We start from the raw sequence: 20,168 nt of genomic DNA on the forward strand, positions 1-20,168 counted from the left end.
CAGCGGGTTGTTGCTCGCGGCGACCGCGACCGGGTCGGCGGCCATGCCGGACACGGAACCGGAGCCGGACGGGACCTGCTTGGCGTAGTCGGCACAGCCCGGGCCGACGAGGTCACGGGCCGGGTCCGCCATCGCGGAGGACGACGGGGCCATCGAGGTGGTGGCCGGGGTGGTGGCGGTGGTGGAGCTGCTGCTGTTCGCCATGTCGCCCGAGCCACACGCAGCTCCGAACAGGGCGAGCGAAGCGGCGCCGATGGCCAGGGCGGTGTTGCGGACGGACTTGTTCATGACAGGACATCTCCAAGGAGTGGTCGACCGGTTGCTGCCGGTGATTCGCCGCCCTCCCGGAGACGGATGGGTGGGGTTATCAATCCGTTATCCACTGCGCTGGAGACGCCCCCTTGGTGTGGTGTGCGTCCGAAACCGATCCATCGGCGCTCCCGCTGCGAACACCAGGGGACAACGTTGAGGAGAGGACGCAGGATGCCGAAGCTCGAGCGGCCGCTGCACAGCCTTCCGCCGGATGCCGCCCGCACGGCCGAGCCGTCCGCAGACGACCTGCTGGCCCTGGTCGCGCGAGGCGACGAGGCCGCGTTCGAACGGCTCTACGACGTCGTGTCCGGCGCGGTGTTCGGCCTGATCAGGCGCGTCGTGCGGGACCAGGCGCAGTCGGAGGAGGTGTTCCAGGAGGTGATGCTCGAAGTGTGGCGGACCGCGACCAGGTTCGACCCCGGCAGGGGCAGCGCCAACACCTGGATCATGACGCTGACGCACCGCCGTGCCGTCGACCGCGTCCGTTCCGCGCAGGCGGCGACCAACCGCGAGGAGCACGTGGCCCGCCTCGACCAGACCCGGCCGTTCGACGAGGTGAGCGAACAGGTCTCCGGCCGGCTCGAACAACGCCAGGTGCGCCGCTGCCTGAGCTTCCTGACCGAGCTGCAGCGCGAGTCCGTGCTGCTCGCCTACTACCAGGGCTACTCCTACCCCGAGGTGGCGAGCCTGCTGAGCCTGCCGCTCGGCACGGTGAAGACCAGGATGCGCGACGGCCTGATCCGGCTCCGCGACTGCATGGGGGTGACCGGATGAGGACCACGTCCGCGGACCTGCACACGCTCACCGGCGCCTACGCCGTGAACGCCCTGTCCGAAACCGAACGCGCGGCGTTCGAGACCCACCTGGTCCGCTGCACCAGCTGCGCCACCGAGGTGTCCGAGCTCGCCGCCACCGCCACCCGCCTGGGCACCGCCGTCGAGTTCCCGCCACCACCCCACCTGCGCGCCCGAGTGCTGGCCGCGGCCGGCGAAACCCGCCAACTCCCGCCACGCACCCCGCGCGCCGCACGCAACTGGCGTCCCGCGGGCGGCGCCCTGCTCGCGGCGGCCTGCCTGGTCGCCGCGGTCGTGCTCACCGTGCAGGTCACCCAGCCCGACAGCGGCCGGCTGACCCAGCTCGCGAGCGAGTACGGCCGGTTCTCCGACCTGCTGTCCACACCGGACGCCCGCCTCGTGAGCGCCAACGGCCCCGGCGGCTCGACCGCCACCGCCGTCATCTCCCCCAGCCGCAACGAGGTGCTGTTCGTGACCCGCGCCATGCCCGCCCCGCCGGCCGACCACGTCTACCAGCTGTGGCTGATCAACCCCACGGGCCCGCACTCGGCCGGCGTCCTCCCCTCTGGCTCGGCCCCACTGCTGGCCGCGGGCGTGCCCGACGCGCAACGCGTCGCCGTGACCGTTGAGCCACAAGGAGGTTCGCCCACGCCCACCACCGACCCGGTGATGGTGATCACAGTCGCCTGACCGCTCCCCGGCCGCTTTAGGCTGTGGCGCATGAAGAACCAGGCCTACGCGCTGGCCGCGGTCGTGGACTCGATCGCGGCCGCGCGCCGCTCCACCCGCGCGCGCAAGGTGACGAAAACCGCACTGATGCCCGCACTCGCCGTCGCCACCCCACCCCGCGACCCCGGCATGGCCCTCGGCCTCGCCGGCTCGTGGGCAGGCGACGTGGCCCTGCTCGGCGACTCGGACCGCGCCTTCCGCACCGGCCTGTTCTCCTTCCTGGCCGCCCATGTCGGCTACACCACAGCCCTGGCCCGCCGCTCCCGCCCCGGCACCCGCGGCGCCGTGCTGCCGATCGTGACCGCCTCCACCCTCGCCGCCGTCCTCTTCGGCCGCGCGGCCGGCCCACTGGGCCGCCCGGTCACCCTCTACGCCCTCACCCTCGGCACGATGGTCGCCGCCGCCTCCACCGCCCGCGGCACCGGCGCACGGCGAGTTTTCGGTGGTGCGGCGCTGTTCATGGCCTCGGACGCCCTGCTGGGCGCGAGCCGGTTCGTCCTCAAGGGACGCGCCGCGCGCATCGCGTCGGCCGGGGTGATGCCGACGTACGCCGCCGCGCAGTGGCTGCTGCACACCGGGTTCGAGCAAGGTGGAGGGGAGCCCGCGTGAAGAGGGGCTCGGAGGTGTGTGCTAATGTTCTTCCCGTCGGAACGAGCAGGACACCGGCACACAAACAAGCGCCGCTAGCTCAGTTGGTTAGAGCAGCTGACTCTTAATCAGCGGGTCCGGGGTTCGAGTCCCTGGCGGCGTACTCCAGAGAAAGAAGCAGGTAGAGATTCGTCTCTACCTGCTTCTCTGCTTTTCGGGCAGTCATCTGAGATCTCCCCTGTGTGCGTTGTGGATCATGACTTGTGCGCCCGAGGACCTCCCTGGGATCAAAGCCAGGATGCGGGCAGCCCAGTCTCCGGCACTTGGAGCCCGCGCAGAGCCTGACTCAGCATCTCGCCGACCCGGCGACGACACTCCCCACTTGCCCTCACGGCGTGTAGCCGATCGCGGCGAGTGTGTTGCGCAGCGGCTCGGTCTGTCCGTGGTCCTCGCCGTGCGGGAGTGGCCAGTCGGACAACGAGGCGAGGCCAGGCTCGACGAGTGACAACCCGGAGATCCACGGAATCAGGTCAGGACGATCGCGTGGTGTCGCCCGTCCGAGCAGATCGCCGTGCACTGTGTTGAGCAGCTCGATCTGCGGCGCCCACTCCGAGGTGACGTGGCTGAGGGCAATGCCGCTCCCCGCGCACAGACACTCGCGGTAGGAGTTGACCAACGAACCAGGACGAGCCTGATCCGGCAGCAGGTGCAGGATCTCGATCATCAGCACGCCCACGGGCCGTTCGAAGTCGATCAGTCGACGGGTGGCCTCGTGCGCGAGCACTTCCTGGGGTGCGGCGATATCGGCCTGGATGTAGGCGGTTCCAGGGATTCCACGGAGAGCGGAGTCGCCGTGCGCGGCCACCACCGGGTCTTTGTCGACATACACAACGGTTGCTTCGTCCTGATCTCGCACGAGGTGGTGCACGTGCCCGCTCATCGGCAAGCCCGCACCGAGCTCCACGAACTGCCGAACGCCACGTTCGAGCATGTGCTCCACCGCGAGCCCCAGGAACGCTCGGCTCGCTCGGAGGATCTGCCGGAGCGACGGCCAGATCGACTCGATCTGGGCCGCGACCACGCGGTCGATCGGCGTGTTGAAGGAGCCTCCGAGCAACCAGTCGTGCACTCGCGCAGCGTTTGCCCGGGCCAGGTCGGCGGTGGGATCGCTCTGTCCGGCCACGGGCACTCCCTCGTCCGTTGATGATCATCGTATCGAGCCGGTCGGCCTTCGTATTCCGCTGGACGGGCGGAGTTCCTCCTGATGCCCAGTACTCGGAGTCTCTGTCCATACACGAAGGAATCCTTCCAAACGTTCGCTCGATCGAGTGAATAGGGCAACGATGTCGTCAATCCGAGGCCTTGTTTCCCGTGCTGGAGATAGAGCGGGCTCCACCGTCGAGCCCGTGACATAACCAGCATTCATAAGGGGGTACGGACTTGGCAGGCATGGGCACCGCCACCGTGACAACTGATCACGGCGTGCGGCTGGTCGGCGCCACGCCCGGCGGGGGGCTGTCTCTCAGCGGCGATCCGGATGAGGACAACGCGGCGTGACCGGTGATGGACGGCCGGGCCAGGAAGACCGCGCCGTGATTGAGTTCCGCCAGTTCTACTCCACCAAGTACGACGACTTGCTTGGCTACGTGCGCCACAAATGGCCTCATGTCGATGCGACGTCGATCGTCGACGAGACCCTCAAACGTGTGTGGCAGTACCGGGACAAGATCTCCGGCGAATGGATCGCGTATGCGAAGGCCACCGCCAAAAACCTGGTGATGGACGAGTACAGAAAGCCTCGCGAACTCCTGCTGGAGCCGGCCGAGATACATCTGCGACTGATCAGTGCGGAAATTCCGGTTGACTCGGACGACCCGGACGACGCCATGGTGCGGCGGGTCGAGAACGCCCTGAACCGCTTGCCCGCGCACTTGGAGACCGCGATGCGCATGAAGCTCAACGAGTTCGACAACGAGCGCATCGCCCGTGAGATGGACTGCACCGTCACATCCGTCTCCCAGTACCTCTCGCGGGCGCGCGGTCTCATGGCCAAAGACCTCGGCACACCGGTTCATCGCAGGCAGCGCGGCGCACGCGAAGACCCCGGTGCGATGAAACCCAAGCCCAGGCACGACCAAGACGAGGAGGACTGACTCGTGGATCTCATCGGACGACTGCTGGGACGGATTCCGGGTACGAAGGCGCACGCGCACCGCAGGCTCGACGTGCACCTCGCGGTGTACACCGCCCGGATCCGCGAGGCGAAAGAGCAGGCCAGGCGGGAAAGGGTGCTGGAGGCGATCCTCGCACAGGACGACGCTCCTCCACCTCCGGCGCCTGCCGCACCCATCCCGGGAACCGAGTACCTCGATCGCACCACCGATGCCTGGCTGGCAGCGATCCTGCGCAGCAGCTTCGTCGCGACCGACCGCACATTGCTGCGCACGCGGCTCGCCGACTTCACCCGGGAACTGGCACGGTGGCTGCTCGACCCGGTCAGCGCCCGCCTGTCCCCGGAACTGATCGGCCGGCAACTCGCCCACGACCTGGAACTCTCGACGCCGGCACTGCGCCACACACTGGAGGTGCTGGCGCCGTTCGCCGAGCAGGTGCACGAGGAGTTCGGCGGCTCAGCCCCAGAACAAAGAGCACGCCTGCTCGGCGGCCTGGCCGAGGGCTTCACCGACGGCGCACGCCGGCGCATCCTGGACGAGCAGAAGGAACTCTCCGTCGCGCTGGATCGCGCCCGCCGCACTGAACACGAGAAGCTCGCGGCGAGCGAAGCCCGGTTCGAGCAGCAGTTCGCGGACTCCCAACTCGGGATGTGCCTGCTGGACGCCGACGGCGTCATCACGAAAGCCAATCCGGCGTTGCGGCTGTTGCTTGGCCGACCGGAGGACCTGATAGTCGGGCAGCCACTGTGGGCGTTCGTGCCCGAAGACGCCCAGGCGCGGGAGGTCGAACAGGCTTGCCACGACGCCGCCGCCCATCTGCACACCACGGTGCTCGACGAGATCGAGGTCAGCCGCCGCGACGACCCGGTGCCGCGATGGGTCAGCGTCACCGTGCGGTGGATGTCGAAGCACGACCGCGACACCGGACACGCGCACGTGGTGCTGGCCGACGTCACCACCTCACACCAGCGGCACCTGAGGCTCGACCAGGTCGGATCCCGCGACGACACCACGGATCTGCCCAACCGGCAGTGTCTGGAGCGCCGGCTCGACGACGTCCTGGACGGAGCGGGACCGACGGACACCGTGGGACTCTGCGTCGTCGGCCTGGACGGGCTCGACAAGATCTCGGAGGAGCTCGGCTCCGAGGTCGGCGAGAACCTCGTGCGCCTGCTGGCCGCCCGGCTGCGTGGTGCGGTCGGCGGCGCCGTGGACATGGTGGCACGCCATGACAGCGCCACGTTCTGCGCGGTCGTCACCGATCCCGCCGTGTGGAACCGGATGGACGAGTTGGTGGCTCACGTGGACTCCTGGCTGGGCGAGACCGTCCACATGGGAAAGTACGACCTGGCGGTCAAGCCGCGAATCGGGATCGTCCGCGCGTCTCACAGCTCCGTCACGTCCGGACAACTGCTGCGAAGCGCGGAGCAGGCTTTGCGACAGTCGGCAGAACCGGTTCACCGCGGAGTGTTCGTGGCGACACGATCCGACGAAGGAAGACACAACCAGCTGCTCGCAGAGCTTCCTGCCGCGGTCCGCGGTCGGCAGCTCGAGCTCGCCTACGCGCCGATCACAGATCCAGGCACCGGCAGGGTGATGGGCGTGGAAGCGAGCGTGCAGTGGCGGCACCCCACCCGCGGTCTCTTCTCAGCAGACCACCTGCTCGTCCTCGCCGACGAGATCGGACTGGACCTCGCGCTCACATCGTGGATCCTGAACCACTCTGCGGAGCAGTCCAGGAAGTGGGCGCAGTCGCTCGGCTCCACCGCGCCGTACATCGTCGTGAACGTCCCACGGTGCCTGGTGCACGGTGATCAGCTCGTCGAGGATGTGCGTCAGGTACTACTCACCACTCGTGCTCAACCCGAACACCTCCGCCTGGCGCTCAACCAAACCGGAACACCCATGCCGCACGGAGTGCGAGCAGAGCACCTGATGAAACTGAGTGCGCTCGGCATCTCCCTGCGTCTCAACGACTTCGGCAGCAGCTTCCAGCGGTTCGACCTGCTCCCCCAGGTCACTTTCGAGGGCATCGCGATCCCACCCGGCCTCACTTCCGGGCTCGGCGGAGACAGTCCGGGACACAAGTGCTCCCGTGACATCACCACCGCGCTCATATCCATGGCGAAAGCGCTCAAGCTCAACGTGACCCTGCAAGGAGTCTCCACCGATGAACAGGTCCAAGCGGCCCAGACCATGGGAGCGACTCTTATCCAAGGGCCGCTGGTCGGGCCACCGGAATCGGCCCAGGACGTCTGGCGCCGCGTCCGCAGCAACGGCCAACAGCCCGCTAAGCCACTGGTTGAAGCGTCCTGAGGTCATCGCGACCGCGAAGGCGGTTTCCGCTCGCCTGCATCGCGAGCGGAAACCGCCGCCGGTGACAGCCGCGCAGGCGACCACTCTCGATCGACGAGCCTGTCGATTGCCCACCCCCTGAGGAAGAAGTGAGCCCCAACGTTGCATCCGGGCTCTCGACGGCCGTGGTGGAGCCGGAAGCCGCCGAAGGGTCGCACGGGCAATCCGCTGATCGCCCGGCGCCGAAGTAGGAGCGTGAAACCGGGGAGAACACGTGCGATCAACCCGCACCTGCTGACCGGTGCTCACGCGCTCGGCGCGCTGCCCGACGCCGAAGAAGCCGAGTTCGAGGCGCACCTGGGCCGGTGCCGCAGCTGCTGCGACGAGGTGGCCGAGCTGCGGGAGACCGTGGCCCGGCTGGGCATGGGGGTCGGCCACGTGGTTCCGCGTGCGCTGAGGCCGCGGGTGCTGGCCGGGGTTCGGCGGGTGTGGCAGGTGCCGCCGGTGTCCGAGGTCGGGACGGCGTTGTCGCGGCGGCGCGGGGTTCGGCGGGCTGCGGTGGTTGTCGCGGTGGCCTGTGTGGTTGCTGGGGCCGTGGGCGGTGTGCAGGGTGTGCTGAGCGATTCGACGATCGCGCCGGTGGTGGTGCCGCGCACGCGGGTCGGTGATCTGCTGGCGGCGCAGGACTTGCGGCTCGTCACCACGGGGGGTTCGGCGGTGACCGCGGCGATGTCCCGCAGCCGTAACGAGATGCTGTTCCTGGCGAACGGGCTTCGGACGTTGCCGCGTGGCCGGGTCTACCAGCTGTGGCTGGTGGACGGGCACGGGCCGCGGTCGGCCGGGACGCTGCGGTCGGACGGTGTGGCGGCCTCGCTGCTCGTGGCAGGGATCGGTGAGGTCGGCGAAGCGCTCGTCACCGTTGAGCCCGCGGGTGGGTCTCCGGGGCCGACGAGTGCTCCGGTCGTCAGCATCGTCCTGGCCTGAAACGGAAACCTCAGACACGGAGAACTCCGGGAACAGCGGTGCTGTTCCCGGAGTTGCGCGCTGGTCAGGCGGGCGTGAGGCGCCGGAACAACGGATGGGTCAGACCGAGGTGAACACCATCGAGTGCCAGCCCGTGGCGCCGTCCGGGATGGGGGCGGCGCGGTCGTTGGTCTGGGTGTAGCCCTTGCGGTCGGTGGCGCGGCATTCCACGGTGTGGTTGCCCGGCGCCAGGTCCAGCTCGATGCGCCACATGCGCCACGTGTCGACGTTGACCTCGGTGCTCAGGGTGGTCTGCTGCCACGGGCCGCCGTCGACGCGGACCTCGACGCGGTCGATGCCGGTGTGCTGGGCCCAGGCGATGCCCGCCGCGACGAAGCGGCCGGCCGGTACGCGTTCGAAGGACTTCGGGCGGTCCACCCTGGACATCACCTTCACCGGGGCCTTCTTGCCCCAGCCGCGCTGGGCCCAGTACGGGTCGAACGCGGCGAAGGTGGTGAGTTCCGCGTCCACCAACCACTTCGTCGCGGAGACGTAGCCGTAGAGGCCGGGAACGACCATGCGGACCGGGAAGCCGCGTTCGAGTGGCAGCGGTTCGCCGTTCATGCCGAGGGCCAGCATCGCGTTCGAGCCCGGGGCCATGATCGAGGCGACCGGGGTGCCGCACGTCCAGCCGTCCACGCTGCGGGTCGCGAGCTGGTCGGCGCCGGGGCGGACACCGGCCTCGCGCAACAGGTCCGGCAGGGAGATGCCGATGAAGTTCGACGTGGAGATGTACGGGCCGCCGACCTCGTTGGACACGCACACCAGCGTGATGGTCTTCTCCACCAGCGGGCGCCGCAGCAGGTCGTCGTAGGTGAGCACCATCTCGTTGTCCACCATGCCGTGCAGGCGCAGGCGCCAGTCCTCGGCGCGCAGGCGCGGGATGCTGAGCGCGGTGTCGACGCGGTAGAACTTGTCGTTCGGCGTGATGAACGGCGGTGTGCCCTCGCGGGCGAAGTCGGCGCCGAACGGGATCTCCGGCGCGGTGTCGCCCGGCTTCAACGTGATGCCGCGCCGCGAGGCTTCCACGTCCACCCGGCCGGCGAGCCACTGGCCGCCCACCGCGGCCACACCGGCACCGGCGGCGACCGCCGCGGTCGACAGCAGGAACCGTCGTCTGCCCGGCGCGACCGCGGGCGCCTGGGACCACAGCCAGCGGAACGCCGCGACGCCGACCACGAGACTGGCCAGCGGGGCGATCACCGACCAGCCGGTCGTCGTCGGCCTGGCGAGCACCGCGGCGACACCGAGCAGGCCGAGCGCCCCGGCGAGGACGGTGCCCGGCCACGGGCTGCGGCGCGACACCAGCCCGGCGACCACGCCGAGTCCGGCGAGCACGACCGCCATGCCGGCCAGCAGCACGAGCTTGTCGTTCTCGCCGAACGTGCGGACCGCGAAGTCCTTGACCGGGTGCGGCGTCAGGTCGATCGCGGTGTTGCCGACCGCGAGGAACGGAGACGCCAGCGGGCTCACGAGCCCCGCGACGAGATGCCCCGCGGCCAGCGCCGCGGCCACCGACACCAGGCCGATGAGGATGGTTCGTGTTGCCTTCACACCGGTGGTTCGGAGCGGGCCGCTGACCGGATTGCCCGCCGGCACCGGCGGAGAAGCAGGGCGTGCCTGCTCCTCCGCCGATGAGGACTACCTCAGGCGGTAGGCGCGCAGCACCGTCTGGTCGACGGTGTTGCCGTCGCTGTCGCGTGCGGTCACGCGCAACGACACGAACCCGCCCACCGTTCCGCCCGCGGGCACCAGACCGGTGACGGGCACCCAGGTGGCGCCGTCGTCGAACGAGGCGTAGGCGCGCAGGTCGCGCACGTCGGCCCGGCCTGCCCCGGCCTGCCGGGCCGCGGTGAACCTCGCGGGCATCGGCACGCCCGCCTTCCAGCTGTTGCGCTGGTCGAGCGGCAGCGCGTAGTCCACCTCCAGCAACGGCAGCTTGCCGTCGGCCGGCGAGGAGAACTCCCACGTCGCCCGCACGTCCGTGGACAGCGCCACGGCGGCACGCGTCGCGTGCAGGTCCAGCGTGTAGCGGCCGTCCCGCGCGGGTGCGTAGAAACGGCTGTTGTAGAGGAAGTCCGTGCCGAGCGACACGCCGTCGCGCTTGAGCTCCATCAGGACGCTGCTGTTGCGCACACGGCCCTCGACCGACGTGGTCAGGCCGAACGGCGAGATGTTCGCGTTGAGGTGCGGGTGCTCGCGGAACACGCCGCCGCCCTGCGGCCACGGTGCGTCCGACCTGCCGAGCCGCGGTGCGGCGACCCCGCGCAGGGCCGAGCGCTCGTACCTGCGGCCCGGTTCGAACCGGTCGATGCGCAGGTTGGCCCAGGAGTGCGTCAGCGCGTCGTCACCGTCGTCGGCGAACCGGCCGACGACGCCCTCGTTGAACCAGCGGCCCGGCGAGAAGTACTCGACGCGCGTGGCGGGCGAGCCGAGTGGCTCGTCGACGTAGAGGTCGGGGTTGAGCACGCCGTCGACGACCGGGTAGTTGCGGGTGGTCACCGTGCTGTCCGCGCCGGACGTGGCGTACCGCGCCCGCACCTCGGCCAGCGCGGACCGCTGGACGCGGTAGGTCTTCCCGGCCGGCAAGCCGCCCTTCTCCCCCTGGTGCACGGTGTACGACACCGGGGAGGTGGTCAGCGCGCGCAACGTGAGCTTCGCGGGCACCTGCGCTTCGAGGTGCTCGGCCACCGTGACCACCGGCAGCTCGGTGCGGTCGCCGAACGCCATCGACACCGGGCTCGCCCACAGCACCGCGGCCGCACCGGCCTGCTTGAGATCCCTCGCGACGATGAACGGGATTTCGTCGGTGGGCCGCACCAGCACCATCTTGCCGCGCACGTCGGCACTGCCGCGTTCCACGACGTCGTAGCTGTGGTCGCCCTGCGGCAGGTAGGGGCTGTCGGCGAAGTAGTTCACCGGCAGGCCCCCGACGGCCGTGATCTTCGGCTGGGCGGCGACGAGCACGGTGTCGTAGGCGAGGTCGGGCAGCGGCTCGCCGAACGACAGGCCGTAGACCGGCACGCGGCCGTCGATCCTGGACCAGATCGAGTCGCGGAACGCCGGGTTCACCGGCACCTTCATGATCGTCTGCCGGTACAGCGGCGTCACGCGGTGGTCGTCCAGCTCGAACGAGATCGGGCGCGCTTGGCGCAGGTCGAGGTGCACGGCGACGTCCGCGGTCATCGACACCCGGCCGGACACGTCGGTCACCGACGCCGGCGCGTACCAGGTGCGGGTCCGCGCGCCCTCGGCGAACCGGGCGAGCACGGCGTAGTCGCCGACCGGCAGGCGTGCCGACAGCGTGCCGTCCTGGCCGAGCTCCAGCACCGAGGAGTTCTTCGTGGCCAGGTCGACCAGGACCACCCAGCCGTTGCCGACGGGTTTGCCGTCGCGGCCGGTGGCCTTGAGCGACAGGCCGTGCCGTTCCGGCTCGACGGTGCCGCCGACGGACGTGGTCAGCTCGACACCGGCCGCGGTCGCACGCAGTCGTCCGGTGAACGCGCCGAGGCCCTTGCCGGGGTCCAGCACGACGTCAACGGTGGCCGACCCCCGCGCGGGCACGACGACCGACGGCGCGACCGCGAACCGGGCACCCAGGTCGTGCCGCAGGGTCAGGGACACCGGCTGGTCACCGGCGTTGCGGTAGGTGACCTTCTTCGTCACCGGTTCGGCGTGCGGCCAGGTCACCAGCCCGAACGACAGGCTGCCCGCGTCCGCGGTCACCTGCTGGGTGACCGCGCGGCCCACGTTCAGCAGCCCGGTGCCGCCGTCGTCCGGCGAGAACGCGAGCGGCTTCACCGTCGACATCAGCCGCGCCTTCAGCTCCGCCGCGCTGATGGACGGGTCGCGCTGCAACACGATCGCCGCCGCACCCGCCACGTGCGGCGCCGCCATCGACGTGCCGGACAGCCGCGCGTGCAGGTCGTCCACGGCGGCGTCCGGGTAGGTGCCGGCCGCCCGCGCCGCCACGATGTCCTCACCGGGTGCCGCGATGTCCGGCTTCATCGCCAGGTCACCGGCACGCGGACCACGCGACGACGACTCGTGCACCTCGCCGAACTTGGTCAGGTTCGCCACGGCCAGCGCGGCGTCGGCGGCAGCGGGCGTGCTGACCTTCTGCCAGCCGCCGTAGTTGCCCGCCGCGACCACGAACAACGCGCCCGTCTCCGCGGTGAGCTGGTTGAGCTTGAGCGACAACGGGTCGGTGCCGTCGCTCTCGTAGCCGCCCAGGCTCAGGTTGACGACCTTGGCGCCGACCTCGCGCGTGGCCCACTCCATGCCCGCGATGACCGCGCTCTCGGAACAGCCGTCGCTCTCGCACACCCGGCCGACCGCGAGCTTCGCGCCCTTGGCCACACCGCGGTACTTCTCACCGTGACCGGCGATGATGGACGCGACGTGCGTGCCGTGGCCGACGTCGTCCTGGATGCCCTTCGCCGTGAAGTCCTTCGCGACCCGCACGACGTCCTTGAGCTCGGGGTGCTGCTGGTCGTAGCCGCTGTCGAGCACCGCGACCGTGACGCCGGTGCCGTCGAACCCCGCCTCCCACGCGGCGGGCGCGCCCACCATCGGGACGCTCACGTCCAGCGAGACGCGGGCCTTGCCGTCGAGCCACAGCTTCCCCGCGCCGGACGTGCGGGCGGCGCGCTGCGTCCAGCGCTGGGCCGCCTCCTTCTTCCGCACCGCCCCGGCCGTCCGCAAACCGTTGTCCAGCAACGGGATCCGGTCGGTCTTGGCGTCGGTGTAGCCGTAGGCGTGCAACGCGGTGACGTCGAAGAACCGCTTGTCGACCCGGTTCTGCGCGACCTCGCCGACCGCGTCCGCGGGCACCACGTACTGGTGGCCGTTCCGCACGTACTGGGCGAACGTCATGCCGGGCCGCCCCTCGACCCTGACCAGCTCGCCCCTCTCGTTCACGACGACCTCGTCACCGCTGATCAGCGTGATGACCTCGGCCGGTCCTGCTCCGGACCCGGCGGGTTCCGGTGCCGCCTGCGCGGTCGCCATCGGGCTGAGCAGCCCGGCGACGAGCGCGGCGACCGTGAAACAGCGTGCTTTGCGCACGTGTCCTCCCCAGAGGTGATGAGACGGTGTCAACCGCTCACCTGGACACAACTCCAGGAGGGGCCCGGCAGGTTGCATTCCATCAACGGTGAAGGGGACGGCCGCGTGGCAGCGGCCGTCCCCTCCAGCGGTGCGGTGTCAGCGGTGGACCGTCACCTTTGGACGGTCACACCGCGGATCGTCTTGAGGTCACCGAAGAACGACGGCGTCGGCTGGACCCGGTAGTTGTCCACGACCAGCAGCTCCTTCGTCTTGTCGCGGCGCTGGACCTCCAGGTGCACGGCGACGTGGCCCTCGTGCGACTTGAGCGTCAGCTTGAGCTCCTCGACGATCTCCGGCGTGAGGTTCTTCGCCTGCAGGCCCAGGACGATCGGCGGGTCGGCGTCGGGGTTGAGCTCGGCGTCGCTGATGTCGAGCGGGATGACGCCGTCGCCGAAGATGGCCATCTTGTCCTCGCGCCAGTTGACGCGGCCCTTGACGCAGACGGCGGAGTCGAGCTCCAGGTCGTCCTTGAGCACCTCGTAGGACTTCGGGAAGAACAACACCTCGATGGAGGCGTCGAGGTCCTCGATCACGGTGATCGCCCAGGGCTGGCCGTTCTTGTTCACCCGGCGCTCGATCGACGAGATCATGCCGGAGACGATCAGCTCGCCCTCCTTGGGCGGGTCGTCCAGGATCACGGCGATGGGCCGCGGGGCGTGCTTGCGCAGGATGCGTTCGGCGCCGTCGAGGGGGTGCGAGGAGACGTAGAGGCCCAGCATCTCCTTCTCGTAGCTGAGCATCTGCTTGCGCGGGTACTCGTCGGCACCGATCTTGAGGTGCGCGAGCGGCGAGGTGCTGTCGTCGGCGTCGTCGGCGCTGTCGGCACCGAAGAGGTCGAACTGGCCCTCCGCCTCCTTGCGCTTGATCGGCACGACGGCGTCGACCGCGTCCTCGTGGACCTGGAAGATGCCCAGGCGCGGGTGGCCGAACGAGTCGAACGCACCGGCCTTCGTCAGCGACTCGATGACGCGCTTGTTGCAGACCACGAGCTCGGACTTGTCCATGAAGTCCGTGAAGGACGTGTAGGCGCCCTTCTCCTGCCGGGTCTTGATGATGGACTCGACGACGTTCGCGCCGACGTTGCGGATCGCACCGAGGCCGAAGCGGATGTCGGTGCCGACCGCGCTGAAGCGCAGGGCCGACTCGTTGACGTCCGGCGGGAGGACCTTGATGCCCAGGCGGCGGCACTCGGCGAGGTAGACGGCGGACTTGTCCTTGTTGTCGCCGACCGAGGTGAGCAGGGCGGCCATGTACTCGGCCTGGAAGTTCGCCTTCAGGTAGGCGGTCCAGTACGAGATGAGGCCGTACGCGGCCGCGTGCGACTTGTTGAACGCGTAGCCGGCGAACGGGAGAATCGTGTCCCACAACGCCTGGATGGCCTCGTCGGAGAAGCCGCGCGGGTCGGCCCGCATACCCGCCTGGAAGCCCTCGAACTCCTTCGCGAGGACCTCGGCCTTCTTCTTGCCCATCGCCTTGCGGAGCACGTCCGCGCGGCCCATGGAGTAACCGGCGACCTCCTGGGCGATGAACATGATCTGCTCTTGGTAGACGATCAGGCCGTGCGTCTCGCCGAGGATCTCCTTGAGCGGTTCCTCGAGCTGCGGGTGGATCGGCTTGACCTCTTGGCGGCCGTTCTTGCGGTCGGCGTAGTCGTTGTGGGCGTTCACACCCATCGGGCCGGGCCGGTACAGCGCGCCGACGGCGACGATGTCCTCGAACGTCGTCGGCTGCATGCGGCGCAGCAGGTCGCGCATGGGGCCACCGTCGAGCTGGAACACGCCGAGCGTGTCACCGCGGCCGAGCAGGGCGTAGGTCTCCGGGTCGTCCAGCGACAGGTTGTCGAAGTCGGGGACGGCGGCCTCACCGCGGTTCGCCTTGATGTTGTCGATCGCGTCACCCATCACGGTGAGGTTCCGCAGACCGAGGAAGTCCATCTTGAGCAGGCCGATGTTCTCGCACGACGGGTAGTCCCAGCCGGTGATGAACGAGCCGTCGGGGCGGTACCAGAGCGGGATCGACTCGGTGAGCGGGTCCTTCGACATGATGACCGCACACGCGTGCACACCGGCGTTGCGGATCAGGCCCTCCAGGCCGAGCGCGGTGTCGAAGATCTCTTTCACCTGCACGTCGGTCTCCAGCAGCGACCGGACCTCGGCCGCCTCGCCGTAGCGCGGGTGGCTCTTGTCGACGATGCCCTTGAGCGGGATGTCCTTCGCCATGATCGGTGGCGGCAGCGCCTTGGAGATCTTGTCGGCGATCGCGAAGCCCGGCTGGCCGTGGTGCACTCGCGCCGAGTCCTTCAACGCCGCCTTCGTCTTGATGGTGCCGAACGTGATGACCTGCGCCACCTTGTCCGCGCCGTACTTCTCGCTCGCGTAGCGGATCATCTCGCCACGCCGGCGGTCGTCGAAGTCGATGTCGATGTCGGGCATGGCGGTGCGCTCGGGGTTCAGGAACCGCTCGAACAGCAGACCGTGCGGGATGGGGTCGATGTTCGTGATGCCCATCGCCCACGACACGGCGGCACCTGCCGCGGAGCCGCGGCCGGGACCGACCCGGATGCCGACGCTGCGGGCGTAGCTGATCAGGTCGGCGACGATGAGGAAGTACGCCGGGAAGCCCTTGTCGATGATGACCTGGGCCTCGTAGTCGCAGCGCTTGATGTACTCGTCGGGGACGGGCTCGCCCTTGAACCGCCACTCCAGGCCGCGCTGGATCTCCTTGCGGAACCAGGACGCCTGGTCCTCGCCCTCGGGGACCTCGAAGTTCGGGATGCGGTCGCGCGGGGTCCACACGTCCTCGTACGACTCGATCATCTCGGCCACGAGCAGCGTGTTGTCGCAGGCCTCCGGCAGCTCCTTGAAGACCTCGCGCATCTCCGCGGCCGACTTCAGGTAGTAACCGTCACCGTCGAACTTGAACCGGTTCGGGTCGGTCAGCATCTTGCCGGACTGCACGCAGAGCAACGCCGAGTGCGTGTCCGCCTGCTCCTTGGTGACGTAGTGGCTGTCGTTCGTCGCCAGCGGCGGGATGCCGAGCTTCTTGCTGATCGCGAGCAGGTCCTCGCGGACCCGCGTCTCGATGCTCAGACCGTGGTCCATCAGCTCCAGGAAGAAGTTCTCCTTGCCGAAGATGTCCTGGTAGTCGCCGGCGGCCTTGTAGGCCTCCTCGACCTGGCCGAGCCGCAGCCGGGTCTGCACCTCACCGGACGGGCACCCGGTCGTGGCGATGATGCCCTCGGAGTGCTCGGCGACCAGCCCGCGGTCCATGCGCGGCTTGTAGTAGTAGCCGGTCTTGCTGGCCTCGGTGTGCAGCCGGAACAGGTTGCGCAGGCCGACGGCGTTCTTCGCCCACATCGTCATGTGGGTGTAGGCGCCGGCACCGGAGATGTCGTCGCCGCGCTGGGACGGGTCGCCCCAGAACACCGGCTTGTTGTGCAGCCGGTTGTGCGGCGCGAGGTAGGCCTCGATGCCGATGATCGGCTTGATCCCGGTCTTGGTCGCCGTCTGGTAGAACTCGTCGGCCCCGTACATGTTGCCGTGGTCGCTCATGCCCACCGCGGACATGCCCAGCCGCTCGGCTTCCTCGAACAGCGGGGCCACCTTGGCCGCGCCGTCGAGCATCGAGTACTCGGTGTGCACGTGCAGGTGGACGAACGACTGCCCAGACAAGGCGGAGACCTCCCGACATCGTGGTCATCGACTGTGCTGGACCCAGCACGGACCAGACGCACAGCCTAGCCCGAGCCGGGTGGGGACCTCCGGACGCACACCGGGTGATTTCAAGATCAACATCCGCGAGGTCCGAAAAACCATTCCGGATGTTTTTTCGCAATGGATTGACGACCACCCGAACAACACCACCGCGGCAATTCTGCCGGACAGCGGAGTTCTCAGATCCGCCTCTTTCAGAACGCCCATTCGAGGTCGATTCCGGCGAAGTACAGCCGGGCGAACGTGACGCGACGAACACCACCCCGCGAGGGCGAGCCGGGCGCGCTCGGCTGAGAACAGGGCGTAACCTACGGTGACCGGCACCGGCCCGGCGATCCGGTGCTGTGACTCCGGCCACGGAACGAGGCCGGGCAGGCGGCGGTTGCGCGGCCTTTGCGGCTCCTTCACCGGTTGTGCATTGACTTGCCGCCGAAGCACGTCAAACTGCACAAATGGTGCTTCGGCAGGCGAGCGACTTCGCCCAGCTGTCCGTCCTCATCAAGCAGGCCGGCCTGCTGCGGCGACGGCGCGGCTACTACTACCTCCGCATCGGCGCGAACCTGCTGGTCTACGCCGCGGCGTGGGCGGCGTTCGGCGTTCTGGGCGACTCCTGGTGGCAGCTCGCGGTGGCGGTCGTGCTGGCGGTCATGACGACGCAGCTGGCGTTCATCGGCCACGACGCGGGTCACAAGCAGATCTTCGCGTCCCGGCGTTGGAACGAGATCACCGGCTACTTCCACAGTGGACTGATCGGGGTCAGCTACGACTGGTGGGTGGGCAAGCACAGCCGCCACCACGCCAACCCCAACCACGAGGACGAGGACCCGGACGTCGACATCTCGGTGCTGGCGTTCACCCAGCGGCAGGGCGCGGCCAAGAGCGGCGCGCTGCGGTGGATCGCCGCACGCCAGGCCGTGCTGTTCTTCCCGTTGCTGCTGCTGGAAGGCTATGCGCTGCACTGGCACTCGATCCGGCACTCCGGGCGCGAGCGGTACCTGATGATCGCGAACGTGGTCGTGTACCTCGGTGTGGTCTTCTGGGTGCTCTCCCCCGCGTACGCCATCGCGTTCGTGCTGGTGCACCAGGGCCTGTGGGGCCTGTACATGGGGTGTTCCTTCGCCCCCAACCACAAGGGCATGCCGGTGCTGTCGGCCGGTCACTCGCTGGACTTCCTGCGCAAGCAGGTGCTGACCTCGCGCAACGTCACCGGTGGCCCGTTCGTCGACTTCCTGCTCGGCGGGCTGAACTACCAGATCGAGCACCACCTGTTCCCGAGCATGCCGCGGCCGGCGTTGCGGCACGCGCAGGTGATCGTGCAGAAGTTCTGCGAGCAGAACGGCATCTCCTACGCCCAATGCGGACTGTTCCGCTCGTACGGTCACGTGCTGGAGCACCTGCACGAGGTCTCGGCGCCGTTGCGCGCCGAACCCGCGGTCTGATTCCCGCCAGACCCGCGGCGCCGCTTCGACCAGTCTTTGCCGCATGGGATCACTCGAAGGCAAAGCGGCTCTGGTCACCGGCGGCAGCCGCGGGATCGGGGCGGCCGTGGCCGCCAGGCTCACCGCGCTGGGTGCGCGGGTGGCGGTCACCTACCAGAACACCAAGCCCGACACCGGGATCGCGTACCGGGCGGACAGCGCCGACCCGGACGCGGTGGTCGCGGCGGTCGACTCGGCCGCCGCGGAGTTCGGCCGGCTCGACGTGCTCGTGAACAACGCCGGCGTGTTCCACGTGGGACCGTTGGACGAGATCGGCCCCGACGAGTTCGACCACACCATGGCGGTGAACGTGCGTGCGCCCTTCCTCGCGGCACGTGCGGCGGCACGGCACATGCACGACGGTGGCCGGATCATCAGCATCGGCAGCAACGTCGCGGTGTACGCGCCGTTCCCCGGTTTCGCGTTGTACTCGGCGAGCAAGACCGCGCTCATCGGGATGACGAAGGGCCTTGCGCGTGAGCTCGGGCCGCGGGGCATCACCGCGAACATCGTCAACCCCGGTCCGACGGACACGGACATGAACCCGGCGGACGGGCCGATGGCGGACACGATCCGCGGGCTGACCGCGCTGGGGCGCTACGGGGAGGCGGCGGAGATCGCCGAGGTGGTGGTGGCGCTGGCGGGGGACGCCGGTGCGTACGTCACCGGTGCCTCCATCAACGCGGACGGCGGGTTCACCGCCTGACCTGCTCCAGGCCGCCGGCCGGGTGCCCATGGCGCACCCGGCCGCGGTTCACGCCCAGGTGACCGGCAGGGCGTGCACGCCGTAGATGTTCATGTCCGTGCGGAGCCGGACCTCGTTCGCGGGAACGGCCAGCCGCAGTGCCGGGAACCGGCGCAGCAGCCCCTCGAACCCGGCGCGCATCTCGATGCGGGCCAACTGCTGGCCGAGGCACTGGTGGATGCCGTGCCCGAACGCCAGGTGCCCGCGGGCGTTGCGGTGCACGTCCAGCCGGTCCGCGCCGGCGAACCGCGCCGGGTCGTGGTTGCCCGCCAGCAGCGACAGGATCACCGTCGACCCCTTCGGGATCGTCTCGCCGTGGAACTCGATGTCCTCGGCCGCGTAGCGGAAGAAGACGTCGGCGACGGCCAGGTAGCGCAGCAGCTCCTCGACGGCGCCGGGGACGAGCTCCGGCTCAGACCGCAGCGCCGCCAGCTGGTCCGGGTGCTCCAGCAGCGCGAACGTGCCCAGCGCCAGCATGTTCGCCGTCGTCTCGTGACCGGCGAGCAGCAGCAGGAACGCCATGCCGACCAGTTCCGGGACGCTCAGCTCCTCGTCGCGGGCCAGGTCCGACAGCAGGTCGTCGGCAGGGTCGGCGCGCTTCGCCGTGATGAGCTCGGACAGGTAGGTGTAGATCGCCGTGTAGGCCGCGATCTTGTCCTCCAGCGTCACGTCCCGTTCCATGAACTTCGACGAGTTCTTCTGGAACGTCTCGCGGTCGGCGTACGGGACGCCGAGCAGCTCGCAGATCACCAGTGACGGCACGGGAAGCGCGAACTCGGCGACCAGGTCGACCGGCGGGGTGAGCTGGGCGAGCGCGTCGAGCTGCCGTTCGGTGATCGCGACGATGCCCTCTTCGAGCGCCTTCATCCGCCGCACGGTGAACGCGCCGGTGAGCTTGCGGCGTAAGCGGGTGTGGTCCGGTGGGTCCATGCTGAGGAACATGCCCGGCTCCTGCGGGGACGGTTCGGTCTGCTCCGGCATGCCGGGCGTGGGGTACGGCACGTGCAGGATGCCGAGGTCCTGCCGCGAGCTGAACCTGGTGTCCGCGAGCGCCTGCCGGACGGCCTCGTAGCCGGTGACCAGCCACCCCTCGTGGCCGTCGGGGAAGAGCATCGGGCTGACCGGACGGGTCGACCGCACCGCCGTGATGGCGCTGGGCGGGACGAACGGGGTGACGTCGCGGTCGGTGGGAAGGCCGTGCAACATGG

At 69.3% G+C, this 20,168-nt stretch carries 13 protein-coding genes, 1 tRNA gene and 1 pseudogene; 9 read left to right on the forward strand and 6 right to left on the reverse strand.

The window, feature by feature from the left end; translation table 11 throughout:
• A pseudogene (locus ADL03_RS17700) lies at positions 1–288 on the reverse strand (fasciclin domain-containing protein); the annotation flags it as partial.
• A gap of 195 nt (positions 289–483) precedes the next feature.
• Between ADL03_RS17700 and ADL03_RS17705 the strand changes: the two are divergent.
• From ADL03_RS17705 to ADL03_RS17720, 4 genes are all read left to right on the forward strand, one after another.
• Positions 484–1,086, forward strand: coding sequence for a sigma-70 family RNA polymerase sigma factor (locus ADL03_RS17705; RefSeq protein WP_053734582.1), 603 nt, complete (start codon positions 484–486; stop codon positions 1,084–1,086).
• Entirely contained in the window at positions 1,083–1,796 is a 714-nt protein-coding gene (locus tag ADL03_RS17710) for an anti-sigma factor domain-containing protein (protein ID WP_053734583.1), read from the forward strand. Before ADL03_RS17705 ends, ADL03_RS17710 begins: the two co-directional genes overlap by 4 nt.
• A 30-nt stretch (positions 1,797–1,826) precedes the next feature.
• On the forward strand, positions 1,827–2,444 hold the full coding sequence (locus ADL03_RS17715; protein WP_053734584.1) for a lysoplasmalogenase: 618 nt from the start codon (positions 1,827–1,829) through the stop codon (positions 2,442–2,444).
• A 68-nt stretch (positions 2,445–2,512) separates the two neighbouring features.
• A tRNA-Lys gene (locus tag ADL03_RS17720) sits at positions 2,513–2,586 on the forward strand.
• A gap of 225 nt (positions 2,587–2,811) precedes the next feature.
• Here ADL03_RS17720 and ADL03_RS17725 read toward each other — a convergent pair.
• Positions 2,812–3,606 carry an SAM-dependent methyltransferase gene (locus tag ADL03_RS17725; RefSeq protein ID WP_197288420.1) on the reverse strand — a complete coding sequence of 265 codons (795 nt, stop codon included), beginning with the start codon at positions 3,604–3,606 and terminating at the stop codon, positions 2,812–2,814.
• 370 nt (positions 3,607–3,976) lie between these two features.
• On the opposite strand from ADL03_RS17725, the gene ADL03_RS17730 reads away from it, so the two are divergent.
• The 3 genes from ADL03_RS17730 to ADL03_RS17740 all read left to right on the forward strand — a co-directional run bounded on the left by ADL03_RS17730 (position 3,977) and on the right by ADL03_RS17740 (position 7,876).
• On the forward strand, positions 3,977–4,576 hold the full coding sequence (locus tag ADL03_RS17730; RefSeq protein WP_053734586.1) for an RNA polymerase sigma factor: 600 nt from the start codon (positions 3,977–3,979) through the stop codon (positions 4,574–4,576).
• Positions 4,577–4,579: 3 nt separating this feature from the next.
• Positions 4,580–6,913, forward strand: coding sequence for an EAL domain-containing protein (locus ADL03_RS17735; protein ID WP_053734587.1), 2,334 nt, complete (start codon positions 4,580–4,582; stop codon positions 6,911–6,913).
• 234 nt (positions 6,914–7,147) lie between these two features.
• Positions 7,148–7,876: an anti-sigma factor domain-containing protein gene (locus ADL03_RS17740; RefSeq protein WP_053734588.1), complete on the forward strand. Its 729-nt coding sequence runs from the start codon at positions 7,148–7,150 to the stop codon at positions 7,874–7,876.
• A 99-nt stretch (positions 7,877–7,975) separates the two neighbouring features.
• Here the strand turns inward: ADL03_RS17740 and ADL03_RS17745 are convergent, their stop codons facing one another.
• The 3 genes from ADL03_RS17745 to dnaE form a co-directional block, all read right to left on the reverse strand.
• Positions 7,976–9,469 (reverse strand): molybdopterin-dependent oxidoreductase, encoded by a 1,494-nt coding sequence (locus ADL03_RS17745; protein WP_197288421.1) that lies wholly within the window; start codon positions 9,467–9,469, stop codon positions 7,976–7,978.
• Positions 9,470–9,556: 87 nt separating this feature from the next.
• The gene (locus tag ADL03_RS17750; protein WP_053734589.1) at positions 9,557–12,982 is read right to left on the reverse strand and encodes a S8 family serine peptidase; all 3,426 of its coding nucleotides are present in this window, start codon (positions 12,980–12,982) and stop codon (positions 9,557–9,559) included.
• 152 nt (positions 12,983–13,134) lie between these two features.
• Positions 13,135–16,647 carry a DNA polymerase III subunit alpha gene (gene dnaE, locus ADL03_RS17755; protein WP_231641981.1) on the reverse strand — a complete coding sequence of 1,171 codons (3,513 nt, stop codon included), beginning with the start codon at positions 16,645–16,647 and terminating at the stop codon, positions 13,135–13,137.
• A gap of 542 nt (positions 16,648–17,189) precedes the next feature.
• On the opposite strand from dnaE, the gene ADL03_RS17760 reads away from it, so the two are divergent.
• Entirely contained in the window at positions 17,190–18,176 is a 987-nt protein-coding gene (locus tag ADL03_RS17760) for an acyl-CoA desaturase (protein WP_053734591.1), read from the forward strand.
• A 43-nt stretch (positions 18,177–18,219) separates the two neighbouring features.
• The gene (locus ADL03_RS17765) at positions 18,220–18,921 is read left to right on the forward strand and encodes an SDR family NAD(P)-dependent oxidoreductase (protein WP_053734592.1); all 702 of its coding nucleotides are present in this window, start codon (positions 18,220–18,222) and stop codon (positions 18,919–18,921) included.
• A 48-nt stretch (positions 18,922–18,969) separates the two neighbouring features.
• On the opposite strand, the gene ADL03_RS17770 is transcribed toward ADL03_RS17765, so the two are convergent.
• Positions 18,970–20,166 (reverse strand): cytochrome P450, encoded by a 1,197-nt coding sequence (locus ADL03_RS17770; RefSeq protein WP_053734593.1) that lies wholly within the window; start codon positions 20,164–20,166, stop codon positions 18,970–18,972.
• Positions 20,167–20,168 lie beyond the last annotated feature (2 nt).

This window comes from Nocardia sp. NRRL S-836 (genome assembly GCF_001279525.1).
Classification (GTDB): Bacteria; Actinomycetota; Actinomycetes; order Mycobacteriales; family Pseudonocardiaceae; genus Lentzea.